12 protein-coding genes are annotated in these 13,646 nt (G+C 48.5%); 3 read left to right on the top strand and 9 right to left on the bottom strand.

Annotated elements, in window-relative coordinates; translation table 11 throughout:
* Positions 1-76: 76 nt before the first annotated feature.
* The 4 genes from urtA to OH31_RS03285 all read right to left on the bottom strand — a co-directional run bounded on the left by urtA (position 77) and on the right by OH31_RS03285 (position 4,267).
* Positions 77-1,315 (bottom strand): urea ABC transporter substrate-binding protein, encoded by a 1,239-nt coding sequence (gene urtA, locus OH31_RS03300; RefSeq protein WP_024929617.1) that lies wholly within the window; start codon positions 1,313-1,315, stop codon positions 77-79.
* A gap of 87 nt (positions 1,316-1,402) precedes the next feature.
* Positions 1,403-1,741 (bottom strand): FmdB family zinc ribbon protein, encoded by a 339-nt coding sequence (locus tag OH31_RS03295; RefSeq protein WP_019881611.1) that lies wholly within the window; start codon positions 1,739-1,741, stop codon positions 1,403-1,405.
* Between the two features lie 73 nt (positions 1,742-1,814).
* On the bottom strand, positions 1,815-3,038 hold the full coding sequence (fmdA, locus tag OH31_RS03290; RefSeq protein WP_019881610.1) for a formamidase: 1,224 nt from the start codon (positions 3,036-3,038) through the stop codon (positions 1,815-1,817).
* Between the two features lie 53 nt (positions 3,039-3,091).
* Positions 3,092-4,267, bottom strand: a complete 1,176-nt coding sequence (locus OH31_RS03285) for a hypothetical protein (protein ID WP_024929616.1) — start codon at positions 4,265-4,267, stop codon at positions 3,092-3,094.
* A gap of 162 nt (positions 4,268-4,429) precedes the next feature.
* Between OH31_RS03285 and OH31_RS03280 the strand changes: the two genes are divergently transcribed.
* A complete protein-coding gene (locus OH31_RS03280) occupies positions 4,430-5,041 on the top strand; it encodes a hypothetical protein (protein WP_242402190.1) in 612 nt (203 codons plus the stop codon).
* Between the two features lie 181 nt (positions 5,042-5,222).
* On the top strand, positions 5,223-5,672 hold the full coding sequence (locus tag OH31_RS03275; RefSeq protein ID WP_024929614.1) for a hypothetical protein: 450 nt from the start codon (positions 5,223-5,225) through the stop codon (positions 5,670-5,672).
* Between the two features lie 509 nt (positions 5,673-6,181).
* On the opposite strand, the gene OH31_RS03270 is transcribed toward OH31_RS03275, so the two are convergent.
* Positions 6,182-7,063, bottom strand: a complete 882-nt coding sequence (locus tag OH31_RS03270; protein WP_024929613.1) for a LysR family transcriptional regulator — start codon at positions 7,061-7,063, stop codon at positions 6,182-6,184.
* A 162-nt stretch (positions 7,064-7,225) separates the two neighbouring features.
* On the opposite strand from OH31_RS03270, the gene OH31_RS03260 reads away from it, so the two are divergent.
* Positions 7,226-7,882 carry an SDR family oxidoreductase gene (locus tag OH31_RS03260; RefSeq protein WP_024929612.1) on the top strand — a complete coding sequence of 219 codons (657 nt, stop codon included), beginning with the start codon at positions 7,226-7,228 and terminating at the stop codon, positions 7,880-7,882.
* A gap of 253 nt (positions 7,883-8,135) precedes the next feature.
* Here OH31_RS03260 and OH31_RS03255 read toward each other — a convergent pair whose 3' ends face one another.
* From OH31_RS03255 to OH31_RS03240, 4 genes are all read right to left on the bottom strand, one after another.
* Positions 8,136-8,975, bottom strand: coding sequence for a TonB family protein (locus tag OH31_RS03255; protein WP_024929611.1), 840 nt, complete (start codon positions 8,973-8,975; stop codon positions 8,136-8,138).
* A gap of 340 nt (positions 8,976-9,315) precedes the next feature.
* Positions 9,316-10,503 carry an MFS transporter gene (locus OH31_RS03250; protein ID WP_024929610.1) on the bottom strand — a complete coding sequence of 396 codons (1,188 nt, stop codon included), beginning with the start codon at positions 10,501-10,503 and terminating at the stop codon, positions 9,316-9,318.
* A 29-nt stretch (positions 10,504-10,532) separates the two neighbouring features.
* A complete protein-coding gene (locus OH31_RS03245; protein WP_024929609.1) occupies positions 10,533-11,942 on the bottom strand; it encodes an aldehyde dehydrogenase family protein in 1,410 nt (469 codons plus the stop codon).
* A gap of 10 nt (positions 11,943-11,952) precedes the next feature.
* Positions 11,953-13,551: a GMC family oxidoreductase gene (locus tag OH31_RS03240; RefSeq protein WP_305079932.1), complete on the bottom strand. Its 1,599-nt coding sequence runs from the start codon at positions 13,549-13,551 to the stop codon at positions 11,953-11,955.
* Positions 13,552-13,646: the final 95 nt, after the last annotated feature.

Raw genomic sequence — 13,646 nt, 5'->3', positions numbered from 1 at the left:
ATATTGTTTGCTACTTGCGCCAAACGGTAGCCGGATATTCTCCGGCTACCGCTCAAGCTTTTAAGCCACTACCGGTTTATTGGTAGCCTTTTGGAAATGGATCTGGTTTGATGTAGTCAGAGGTGTAAACCACTTTGGCCTGGCCATCCTTACCCCATTGACCAATACGCAGCTTGGTCGTCAGGTGATGGTTAGCCTCAACAGTCACAGGACCTTCAGGTGCATCTTTGAACTCGTAGCCAGGCAATGCCGCTTGTACTTTATCGACATCAAAGCTACCTGCGCGCTCAACTGCCGCTTTGTACAACCATGGGCCCAGGTAAGCCGCTTGTGTTACGTCACCGATCACAGCATCTTTACCCCAGCGTTTTTTGAATGCTTCAACAAATTTCTTGTTTGAATCATTGTCTTGGGACTGGAAGTACTTCATCGCTGAGTAGAAACCAGCCAGGTTTTCACCGCCAATACCCAACACTTCATCTTCAGTCACGGAGATAGTCAACATGGTTTGCTTGCTGGAGTTCAAACCAGCCGCGTTCAACTGTTTGAACCAAGCCACGTTACTGCCGCCCACCACCGCTGCGTAAATCACGTCAGGTTTTTTCAGTTTGATTTTGTTGATCACAGAACCAAATTGTGTGTCGCCCAGCGCGATGTACTCTTCACCTACCACTTTGCCGCCCAGATGTTGCTCGATGTGTTTACGGGCAATTTTCATCGAGGTACGTGGCCAGATGTAGTCAGAACCAATCAGGTAGAAGGTTTTGGCTTTTTTCTCTTTAGCAATCCAGTCCAGACCTGCCAGAATTTGTTGTGTGGCTTCCTGGCCGGTGTAGAACACGTTTTTGGATTGTTCCAGGCCTTCATAGAAGGTTGGGTAGAACAGCAAGCCGTTGTCTTTCTCAAACACTGGCAAAGCGGCTTTACGTGAAGCCGATGTCCAGCAACCCATCACAGAAGCCACTTTGTCTTTTTCCAGCAACTTCTTCGCTTTTTCAGCGAATGTTGGCCAGTCAGAGGCACCGTCTTCCTGCACGATTTCAATCTTGCGACCCAGAATGCCGCCCATGGCGTTAATCTGCTCGATGGCCAGCTTTTCAGCCTGGATAGACCCTGTTTCACTAATCGCCATGGTACCGGTGGCGGAATGCAGAATACCTACTTTTACCGTCGTGTCAGTCACTGCCAGGCCGGTGGTGTTTACTTTTGCCGTTGGAAAATCTGCAGCAAAAGCATGACCGCTGATGAGGCCTGCGGCCATCATAGCTCCCAGCAATGCGCCTTTCATAAAACCTCGTCTGTTTAAGGTACTCATTACATCTTCTCCTTTATGGATAAATCAATTAAGTTAATTGCTATTTCTGCTTACATACATGTGAATACTGGCGAGTGTCCGATCGGACTAATGTCCGATCATCCACGGTCTTGCTGTTTTCTTGGTTTGCATTTGCATCGCAGGTTTGCCGTTATCCGGATTCACCTTGGTGGTGGTCTTACAGGTATGTGACCCGGTACAACCACAACTGGAGCGGCGACCGCTGCGAGGCTCATGCGCAGATTTCTCGTTACGTTCATATGCGGAGCGTTGCTGCTTGCCCAGAATGGCCAGTTTGGGCACAGAAAGAATGCGCGGACTTTCGGCACCGCAACACTCACACTCTGCTGGCAAACTGGATTCACTCATTTTGCGTAGCGCGGTAAACACGCCACAACTGTCACACTCATATTCGTAAAGAGGCATCTGTACCCTTTCTTTGCCGGTTTGCCTGATGCAAACCTGGCCTGATGAAAACGTTTTCTTGTTCAGTACGGGCTTACGTACTCGGCGCCACGTTAATACCAGGTGGCACTTCAATCTTCGGTCCATCGGCATTTGGCCGGATATCAAACTCGAAGATTTCGGTCGGGATCCACAAGGTGGCGCAAGCGTTAGGAATATCGACGATGCCGCTGATATGCCCTTCTACCGGTGCCGTGCCGAGAATCGCTACTGCCTGCTCGCCGCTGTAACCAAATTTCTTCAGGTACTCGATCGCGTTTAGGCAAGCCTGACGATAAGCAACATGTACATCCAGGTAATGCTGCTTGCCCGCTTCATCCACTGAAATACCTTCAAAAATCACGTAATCACGGTAAGTCGGTGTGATCGGGCTAGGCTGGAAAATCGGGTTTTTGATCGCATATTTCTTCACACCGTCTTTGATCAGGCTGACTTTGATATCCAGGTAACCGGCCATCTCAATCGCACCACAGAACGTGATTTCACCATCGCCTTGTGAGAAGTGCAGGTCACCCATGGAGAGACCGCCATCCTTCACATAGACCGGGAAGAATATTTTCGAGCCTTTGGTCAGGTTCTTGATGTCGCAGTTACCACCGTGGTCACGTGGTGGCACGGTACGTGCACCCTCCGCCGCCGCCTTTGTGGCAGCTTCACCAGACAAACGGCCCATGACGGCAGATTTAGGCTCAGGTGGCAGTGCCAGTGCCGGCACGCGGTCCGGATCCGTTGCAATCAGCGCAGCTTCACGCTCATTCCATGTCTCCAGCAATTCACGTGATGGCAGGCAGCCAATCAAACCCGGGTGCATGATGCCGGCATAGCGTACCTTAGGCACATGGCGGGAAGTGGTGTATACGCCGTGGAAATCCCAGATCGACTTGCTGGCTTTAGGGAAATGGTCAGTCAGGAAACCACCGCCATTCTCCTTGGCAAACAGGCCGTTAAAACCCCATTGCTGGTCGTCAAAGGTACCTACATCCAGAATTTCTACTACCATCAGGTCACCCGGTTCAGCGCCTTCGACACCGATTGGGCCGCTCAGGTAATGCACCTGAGTCAGGTCCACATCACGGATATCATCAGCGCTGTCATTGTTGCCAATCTGGCCACCGGTCCAGTCCATACACTCGACGCGGAACTCATCGCCAGGTTTAACCATGGCAATCATCGGCAGATCTGGATGCCAACGGTTATGAATCTGACCGTCCTGCTCCCAGGGCTTTTTATCCAAATCCAGCTTCACTATTGTTTTCATGTCACTCATCTCCTAATAAGAAAAGTTAGGTGAGAAAGGGTTATCCGTCTTGATTAGAATTGCATCTGCAAAGCGACTTTGAAGTCGTTGGTGTCAGATGTGGTTGAGGTATCTGTTTTGCCATAAGACGCTGTAATCATGGCGTTGTAAGGTGCGATCACATAGCTGGTACCGATCTCTACACGCTTGGTATCTGCGCCAGTACGGATGTTGGATGTACCGGTTGTCACACCATCCGCGTCAAACTTTTGATAGCGGACAAAAGGTTTGAATTTGCCCCAGCCGATTTCGTCCTGGAACAAATAGGCAACCGCAGCTGAGTAAGCTTTACCTTGTTCACCCAGAATGGCATTGTCGGTGTCGTAGTAGTAATAGGCAGCTTCAGCTGAGAATGTGCCCGGACCGACATCTTTCTTCTCTAACAAGAAGTCAACGCTGTAGGAGCTGTAGTCACCAATGGCGCCTAAGCCACTAACCACGCCGTCTTTTTTAACACGCCCGGCCACACCAACAGACAAAATGTCTTTGGCACCAAAGTAGCTACCTGTGCCGTAATAGCCTGGCTCTGCATCCCAGAAGTTATATTGCACACGACCGGCATACATCAATTTATCTTTGCTGCCTGCGGTTTCTGATTGCGCACCCACACCGCTCAAGCGGAAAATGTTGTCGCCTTCAAAAGCACCGAAGGACACTGCCAGATGGTCTTCGAGGAAGCTGGTGACCACTGCCACACCTTCATCACGGCCAATCACACCACCGTTGAAGCCATAACGTGAAGCGATGCCGCTCCAGTAGCCGCCACCCATGGAGTAGTAAGGACCCGCCATGTTGGCGCGATCACTTGGTGACAGGAAACGACCCGCCCAAATCGCCACTTCTGGTGTTAACTGGAACTGTACGTTGGCATCAATTACTTGAATGGTGTCACTGCTACCACCACCTGGTGCCGCAATGTTTTTCTCTGTGTTCAACATGCCTTTGATGTATTTGTTGAACGAACCAGATAAATAAATACGGGCACTGTCTAAAGAAAAATCGTTAGAACGGTCTTTACCGTTAGCTGCACCGTCTTCTACTGAAGAATAACCGCCGATAAAACCAAAGCCAGCACTGATATACTTGTCTTCACCAAAAGTAATCGTGGCACCCGCGTTTGCCATTTGTGCACCCAGGCCGCAAGCCATTGCTACTGCTGTATGCAAGGCACATTTTTTCAAGTTCATCATTTAAAACTCCCTTTCTCGTTAAATTCAAACAATCACAGTTGATCAAAACTTGCGCTCAGCTTAACGAGAGGGGGGTGTAGGACAAATACGTCAATTTGCGTAGTGATAGTGACTGGGAAACACAGCTAGACTGCACATAACAAATTGATAACGGGACAAGCAATGCGTCTTTTAACTTACCTTCTTTTAACTGCTTTATTGGCGGGATGCGGCGAAGTATCTTATAAGCGAGGCGGCTCGCAACAAGACATAGACCGCGCGCACCAGGCTTGCCGCGGCAGCGGTGACCAGCTTGCTGCCTGCCTGGCCGAACACGGCTGGCAGAAACCGCAAGTGGATGCGCTGGACCCGCTATTTGCCACCATAGAAGTGACGGATAACAAGCAGGCCAGCCAGGCCAAACCCAGTCCGTTTATAGAGTTATCGGCGGATACCCCGCAAAAACCTGCGGCCGCAGCTGTTGCAAAAACACCACAAGCAGCACCGCCAGTGCAGAGTAGCAAACCAGCAGTAAACAATACGACAGCGGTTGAAGAAGCGCCAAAAAGTGTGGCGAGTCACTCGACTGCCAATGATGGGCCGGATGTCACCTATCCCATCAACTCGTGGTGGAAGATGGGGGCTTTCCCCAATCAGCTGAAACAGGATCAGCTATCTTGTGAGAAAAAACTGGGACCGGACTATTTGCCGGATTACAAAACACAAACCTACAAACGGGCGTTTGTCGTGTGTATGCATGACCTGGGGTGGATGGCCATTCGCAACCTGAAATAAGCCGCCACCAACACATGTTCATCTATCGTTTTTTACTGTTACCGTCGTCAGCAGATTCTGACATGACTATCAGAATCATGAGACTGTCATCAAATTATCCAGTTTTCTAGAATGCGCATACGCGTGAAATTTCATGCGTAAGTATCAGGCAACAATGCCTTATTTAGAGGGATGAACGATGATGAAAAAATTAGCGATGGGTGCAGTATTAATGGCTAGCGCAGTCACGGCCTTCGCAGAGGTTGGCGTGGCAGTGAGCGTAGGTCAACCAGGATTTTATGGGCAGATTGTGCTGGGGAATGCCTATCCGGCGCCACAACTCGTCTATGCCCAACCAGTGATTATTCAGCCGCCGCCAGTGGCCGTCGTGCAACAGCCCATGTATTTGCGCGTGCCGCCTGGCCAGATAAAAAAATGGGGCCGTTATTGTGGTAATTATGGCGCCTGTGGCCGCCAGGTCTACTTTGTGCAGGACAGTTGGTACCAGAACGTGTATGCGCCTCGCTATAACGCCTATGGCGGGCCTGGCGGCAGACATGATGACCATGATCACGGTAACTGGCATGACGATGATCGTGGACACGGGCATGGGAATGGACGCGGCAATGGTCGCGGCCGTGGACGTGACTAAATAATACATGTCTGTCTGCACGCAGGCAGGTCGCACGACTAGCAAGCGGATTCTTTGAAATTGTAAGGCGCCCGTCAGCTATTGCTGTTATGGTATGAAATCCAGAGCTGCGCCGGTTCAAAGGCTGGCGCAGCTCTGCCAGATTTAAACGTCACAACTGATTGAAAAGCAATTGCTTGTTAACCACATGTTTAAAAAGCATGTAGCACAGGCAATTGCCCCTTGTTCAGCACGTTGTTTAACCAAGGAACAAGGACTTTGCAGCATCTTTTATTGAAACAATCATTGACCACGACAGTCAGCGATATTTCATGCCCGCCTTATGAATATCCGCCCGTATTCCCCAATCCCTTTCCTGCCCCGCCGCTGAAATTATCGTTTTAAGTTTAGACGCAGATTGGTCAAAGTTTACTCGACGCCGCAAAAATTCAGCGAATCATAGAGTTAGGCGCGTTACCAAGAAGCAATCCACTGTGTTATCCACAGTAATTGTGGAATGGAAAAACGGATTACTTTAAATGCTCGGCTAAATAATCCACAAACGAAGCCAGTTTAGGCGTCGTCTGCCGCTCTTTGGGATAAACCGCATTCACAGGCCGAGAGGGTGGCGTAAATGCTTTGAGCACTTCTACAAGTTGCCCTGTGTGTATATCGTTTTCCAACAGCACTTTTGGCATCATGATAATGCCGATGCCCTTTAATGCCGCCTCCCTTAATGCCTGCCCATTATTGGAGTCAAATCTAGAGTGACTGAAACTCTGGTTAGTCAGGGCTTTTTCAACCACCTTCCAGCCGCTTTGACTGCGCCAATTGGTAAAACCCAAACATTGATGATTTTTCAGATCTTCTGGTTTTGTTGGCGTACCATGCCTGCTAAGATAGGCGGGAGAGGCACATATCGACAGCTCAAACGTAGACAGTCTACGGGCGATGAGTGACGAATCTGACAGTTCGCCAATCCTGATGGCCACATCGAAGTGCTCATCAATAATGTCTACAAACCGGTCTGAAAGGGATAACTCCACACTGACATCCGGAAACTGATTTAAATAATCACACACAATGGGCGTCAGGGTAATAGACCCAAACCAGAGTGAAGCGGTGACTTTCAGTAACCCTTTGGGTTTACCGCTTAAAATGGCCGTACCGGCTTCTGCATCCTCGACTTTCTTCAGAATCTCCTTACAGCTTTCGTAATAGGCTTTTCCAACTTCCGTCACTTGCAGCCTGCGCGTGGTGCGCTTGATGAGCGTCGCATCCAGCCTCTTTTCAATGGCGTTAATGTGTTTGGTCACCATGCCAGGAGACATTCGAAACACATTCGCTGCGGCTGTAAAACTGCCTAACTCCACCACTGATGTATACACCTGCATGCTGGTGAATCTGTCCATTCATCACTCTCAGTAAATAATATTTTTAATATTATGCTATTTATCAAAGTGATTGTAATCATCAGAATAGCGTTCATGCAGTAAAGCGCGCCTATTAAAAAGCGCTTCTATGCCCTGTTGATAGGCGAACATTGAATGTCATTATTGAAGAGGAGATTTCACATGAAAGTATTTTTAGGCATTGGTTCCGGCCCAGGCATGGGCATTGCAACGGCAGAGCGCTTCGCCAAAGAGGGGTTTAAAATCATTCTGGCGAGTCGTAACGCCGAAAACACTGGCAAATTAGTTGCCGAATTGAATAGCAAAGGTTACCAGGCCGAGGCCAAGGTGGTAGATGCATCTGATGCAAACCAGGTAGCCGCACTGATTGCCGCCGTTAAAAATCAGGAAGGTAACATTGATGTGCTGCACTACAACGCGGCAAATCTTCGCCAGGCCACAATCGCCAGTCAAGCCAACGACACGTTTAACAGTGATCTGGCCGTTAATATTGGCGGTGCCTTATCGGCGATTAAAGCAGTGGTACCGTTAATGACTGAGGCCAAGTCAGGCTCTATTCTGCTCACAGGTGGTGGCTTTGCGCTGTATCCAAGCCCAGACTATCTCTCGCTGAGTATTGGCAAAGCTGGCATTCGCGCGTTGACTTTGGGACTGTTTGAAAACCTGAAAGAACAGAATATTCATATTGCCACTGTCACCGTGGCCACCTTTGTGAACCCAGGCTCAAAAGAGTCTCATGACGTCGCCGAACAATTCTGGACATTGCATGCTCAACCTGCTGGTCAGTGGACCGCAGAAGCAATGTATCCAGCCAGCTAATTGTAGGTAAGCTCAATCTTGAGGTGGAGGAGCACCCCTCCCTTCATGATGCACGGCAAGCTAGTGCAGGCCTGATGGTCAGTGAGGCAGCAATATATCAAACAATGTGAGGGGAGATCATTTTATGCGTCCTCTTTCTGATCCATGAGCCCAGATAAACGCTTATTACATAGTGAGTTTGTATCTACTTTGCTGAGCAGGAATTAAGGTCCAGACCTTTTACGAAGGAAACTGGACTGCACAAAAATTATTTTCACACTCGGAATTCAATCGGAACAGTAGCCCATCCATCAATAGGCGTATTGCCACGCCTGGCTGGTGCAAACATCCATGTCTTCACAACCTCTTGAGCCGCTTCATCAAGAGTTTTTCGTCCACTTGACTGTTTGACCTCAACTGAACCGGCCTTACCATTGGCAAGCACACGAACGCGTAAAATTACCTTGCCTCCCCAACCTTGACGCTGTGCAAATAAAGGATATTCAGGTGGTGGATTATTTAGATATCCTGCATAGCCAGTAGCCTCCGTCACAGGCTCTTCCTTAGGTGCCGGTGGTGGTGCCACGGGCCCTGCTGCCACAGGCTCGGACGGTCTTGTTGGTGCTGCTGCCACAGGTTCTGGCGTATGCTGGGCTGTGGTATTTTCCTGCACGGTAATATCATCAGGGCGAATATCTTGCTGCGCAAGCTGAGTCTTTAGCGCAGGGGTTGGTTTCGCTGGTTGAGGCTTACGCTCCACGTTGCGAGGTGGAGGAGGCAGTAGCGGCTCTATTTTTTGTTCTGGCACCACAGGCCGAACAAACTCGATCAAAACTTCTTTTTTCTTGGAAATCACAACCAGATCATGCTTCGCATACAAATAAGTAGCAAATCCAACAATATGTGTTCCAATCACAAGCACAACGATACTGACATTGCGGAGGCTGATCCACCTACTTGGTCTATCAAATGGTTGATGAGCATGCTTGTGAAAAAAATCAAATTGCTCGCCACTGCCGGTAATTGCCTTTGAATCTGCAGACTTTACTATATTCAAGTTCTCTTCAATATTATGTAGAGGCTCAGATACTGGATAATTAGTAAGATTAGACATGGTCATTTTATCTTTTCAATGAAAACGCTTACTTTGATACAAGCTAAATACAATCTGTTAGCACATCACCACAAGGTCGCTTGAGGCTGATGCGGAATACATCGTTGAGCAGCAGCGCTCAACATCTATGTCAACAAGCATCTTCAACATGCTTGATACTACAAAAATTGAATTTCCTACTGACAGATTCAGGCAGCAAGGAATCGCTCGGACTAACAAAGCAGAACTCACAATACTTCGTTGCTTTATTTAGAAATCCGATTCCTTGCTGTTTGAATAATGACTAGTAATTCGTTAAGTAATCATCATTCCTGAAAAAAGAATGCATAGGATGAAAATGTCACGCGGTTTTAGCGCCCAATCTCAGTATTCTCCGAATTGGTATATCCAAAGGTAGCAAGAAGAGCGGAAGCAAATGCGCGATTGTCACAACGACAAAAAACGGAATCAATGTTGGCAGAACGAACAGTGGGAACAAAAGAACTGGTCCCAAGAACATGGAGATATATAAAAACTGCTCCGCGATCCCCCCCGCCCCCATCACATCTCCATGGGTAGACATTTTGGGGATACTGGTAAATATCCATGCAACAACGAAACTTCCGAAGAATCCCTGCGCTATTTTTGCCACGATAGCCACTGATGGACTTGTCCCAGGGAGAAATACAACGAACTCTAACGCAAGGCCGATTAAAGCACTCGACACCACAACCCAAGGACCCAGCCGTTTTATATTCAAGATAAATCCAGCAAAAATCCCAGCCAATACACTAGAGAGAATGCCCACAGTAGAGATGACACCAATCGTTGTGGGAGCAACATGCAGCTTTGTAATGAAATATACCGGAACAATCGCAACCAGCCCTAACGCTAAGGTTAATGGGGCACCTACCGCAGCAGCCAATCTGATCAATGAAGGATCGGAATAAATGTCAAAAACTTTGGACAACGGCTTTCGCTCTGTTTTATGAACTAGGTTACCGCCTGGAAGTAATGGCGTCAGCAATACAAGTCCGAACAAGATGTACGCATGGCCAGAAAAAACGACTCTCCAATCTACTCCCACATAAGGTGAGACGGAAAAGATAGCGATTGCTCCACCTAATGGAGATGCAACTGACCAGAACGCAAGCGCCGAGGTTCTGCGTTTGCCATCAGTCGTATGAAGAATCAACGCCAAAGCAGCCAATACAACGAGGATATAGCCCAACCCCTCAAGAACCCTTAAGATTAAAAGGCCTTGAAAAGTCGTGGCCAGGCTATCCAGATAACTGAATGCCCCAGCTACGACCAACCCCAGAACAATTGATCTGCGCTCACCGATATGTGCAATTGCCCAATTCACGATAGGAGAAGCTAAAGCAGCAACCAATGCTACTGCCGAAACTACCCAACTTGCATGGGCAGGAGTCACTGAAAAAGCATGTGCAATATCACCAACCAAGACAATGGTTTTGCCGTGACAAGCAGCAATGATGACTGCAAAAGCGAGTGTTAAAGCGATAGATGGCCAACTTCCAGCACGCATTTTTATTTCCTTTTTGAATAATTTTCTGATTAATTAAGCGCGGCATTTACCACTTGCAGCTCGCTGAACTCTTCATAACCTCTGAGCCCACCTTCATAGCCAAGCCCGCTCCATTTGAACCCACCTTTTGGTGCCCCTGGATGAATATCGCCATGTTGATTCACCCAAGCCAGCCCAACGTCTAATTGGCGCACAACAGCAAGCCCACGTTGCGCATCCGCAGTCCACACAGAAGCGCCAAGGCCAAACGGGCTTGCATTAGCCTGCCGGATGGCATCTTTTTCATCAGAGAAGGGAATGATAGGGAGAACAGGACCGAACTGCTCTTCATCAACCAAGGCAACCCCTTCACCAACACCCGTGACGATGGTTGGAGGATAGAAGTAGCCAGGACCGGCGAGAGCGGCCCCACCAGTATGAATTTTTGCACCATGCTTTAACGCATCGGCTACAAAATATTTCACTTTCTCGAATTGGATAGCATTGGTAATAGGTCCAAGTTCGACATCTTTTTCAAACCCATTTCCTACCCTTGCAGCTTTGGCTCGCTCAATCAATGCTTCCAGCAATTGCGGGAAGATCCGCTCATGCACATACACACGCTTGATAGCAAAACAAATTTGCCCACTGTTCCAGAATGCTCCCCAGAAGATCTTTTCGGCGATCGCTTTAGGATCAGCATCATCAAGCACAATTGCTGCATCATTACCACCAAGCTCAAGCGTCAGCCGCTTAACATCTGATGCTGCACCTGCATAGAGCTTTTTACCGGTAGCCACACTACCTGTAAATGTGATCTTCTTTACCAGGTGATGCTGGCTTAACTGTGCCCCCACCTCACCATCTCCGGAGATGATATTCAGCACACCAGCAGGGAATATTCCATTCAGGACTTCGCCCAACAGTAATGTTGATAGCGGGGTAAACTCTGATGGTTTGATCACCACGGTGTTTCCCGCTTTGAGTGCTGGTGCAACCTTCAGAATGAGCAGGATGATTGGCACATTCCAGGGTGTGATCGCTGCCACTACGCCCAATGCTCTACGCTCAATAGCTACAAATTTCTCGCTATCAGAACGTAGTGGTAAAAGTGGTGGTAGATCGAAATTCGCATAGTGTTCTAAAGTAGCAGCGGCCCCGGCAACTTCACCAATCGCGAAGTGAATTGGCCGTCCTTGCTCAAGCGTGATGAGCTTTGCAATATCCTCACTGCGTTTCCGAATCGCCTCAGCCGCCAGTTTAAGCGCGACGCTTCGTGAGCTCTCGTCTTTGGTCCAGCTAGGGAATGCTTTATGTGCAGCTTGAATAGCGGCATCTACCTGAGCGCTGCTGGCATATGGCGCCTGAGCAACAATCTCTTCTGTTGCAGGGTTAATCACATCGAAATAGCGATCAGAAGAAATAAGATCACCATCGATGTACAACGAATATTTAGACATATATGTCTCCTTAATTTCCACTGAGGATGGAATCAGCTATTTTTTCGGCAACCATGAGTGTCGGCAGGTTGGTATTGGCAGTTGGCACGACCGGCATGATTGACGCGTCAGCGATTCGAAGACCCGATAAGCCGTACACTTTCCCATGGGGATCAACCACCGCTAGTGGATCATCTTCAGAACCGATTTTTGCCGTGCCACTTGGATGCCATACCCCGCCAATATTGACGCGAATGTAACGCTCCAATGCAGCGCTGTCATTCAGAAGCTCGGATAACAAAGGCCCTCCAGACTGGGGGGCGGCAAAGCGTGATAACGTCAAAGACAGTTCATACTTGGCCAAGGATGGGTGCTTGAATAATTGATCAATCACTCGCAATCCTGCTTTGACTCTTTCAAGGTCACGCTCATCAGAAAGAAGATTAAAGTCGACTTCAGGATAAGTCCTGGCGTCGTTACCCTTCAGCTTTAAATGCCCGATCGAATCGGGTTTGTTAACCCAAAAGACTGCAGATGCAAGTCCAGAGTTAGCATCAGCGCCGATATGCAGAAAAAGATCAGATGGCGTATTTGGGTCAACCCCCGATGAGAGCCGGATTCCTAATTGATGGCGACCAGTAGAGAACTCGTTTCTTGCGGCAGCTTTGGCTTTATCAGATAACTCAGCAACGACTCCGATAGAAGAGTGTTCCCAAAGGTTTTGTCCAACGCCATCTCGATCCGCAACAACCTCGATACCAAGTTTACTCAGGTCTTCAGCCGGCCCTATCCCAGCCCTTAAAAGAAATGCCGGTGACTGCAATGCCCCGGCAGCCAGAATCACTTCAGAGGCAAAAACCTTTTCTACCTTGCCGCCATGATCCACCGTTACACCTTTGACTGTCCCTGCATCCAATATCAGGTCTAGTGCATGAGAGTCGGTCCATAGTGTCAGATTCCTGCGTGCTCTCACGTCCTGACTAAGGTATCCACGCGCAGCAGAGAATCGTTCATCACCTTTCAAGGTGAATGCAGGAGGGAAATAACCGTCCTCAAAATTTGCATTCTGATCATGAATATTTTTGAGACCGATACTTTGTAAAGCCTCTGTCACAGATAGCGTGAAGTCGGTCCAATGATCGGGATCTACACGGTCAATCGGGATAGGACCATCGTCGCCATGTAGCTCATGAGATCCATAGGTTTTATCGGTTTCTGCTTTCTTAAAATAAGGCAATACACCATCCCAGTTCCACCCTTCAGCCCCAAGCGCCTCCCACTCATCATAATCACGCGGCAAGCCACGATTAGAAACGACCATATTGACACTAGAGCCACCACCCAGAATCCGGCCTTGTTCGATAAACTGTAATTCACGATCAATATCAGGATGCAAAGCGGTTCGATATACATTCAGCCCAGGCCAAAAGAATCGCTCTCCAGCAAGCCTTGGTAACCAAGGCTGTAACCCATTATTTATCTCAGGCGGAATGCCATCTTCAGGCGTATCAATACCGGCCTCTATCAATAGCACCTTGGTTAATGGATCTTTTGATAGTCTATTAGCTAACACACTGCCAGCTGTGCCACCACCAACGATCACATAATCATATGTTTGTACTGTCATCATCACTTTCCTTGTCAGGCCTGCCAGTCAGGAAAAGACGCTCCCAACTGACAGGTATCAACTACGTCAAATCCCCAAGATCATCAGAGATTTCACTA

This window comes from Methylophilus sp. OH31, assembly GCF_000576615.1.
Taxonomy (GTDB): Bacteria; Pseudomonadota; Gammaproteobacteria; order Burkholderiales; family Methylophilaceae; genus Methylophilus.
This window is presented reverse-complemented; position numbering and strand designations above follow the sequence as displayed.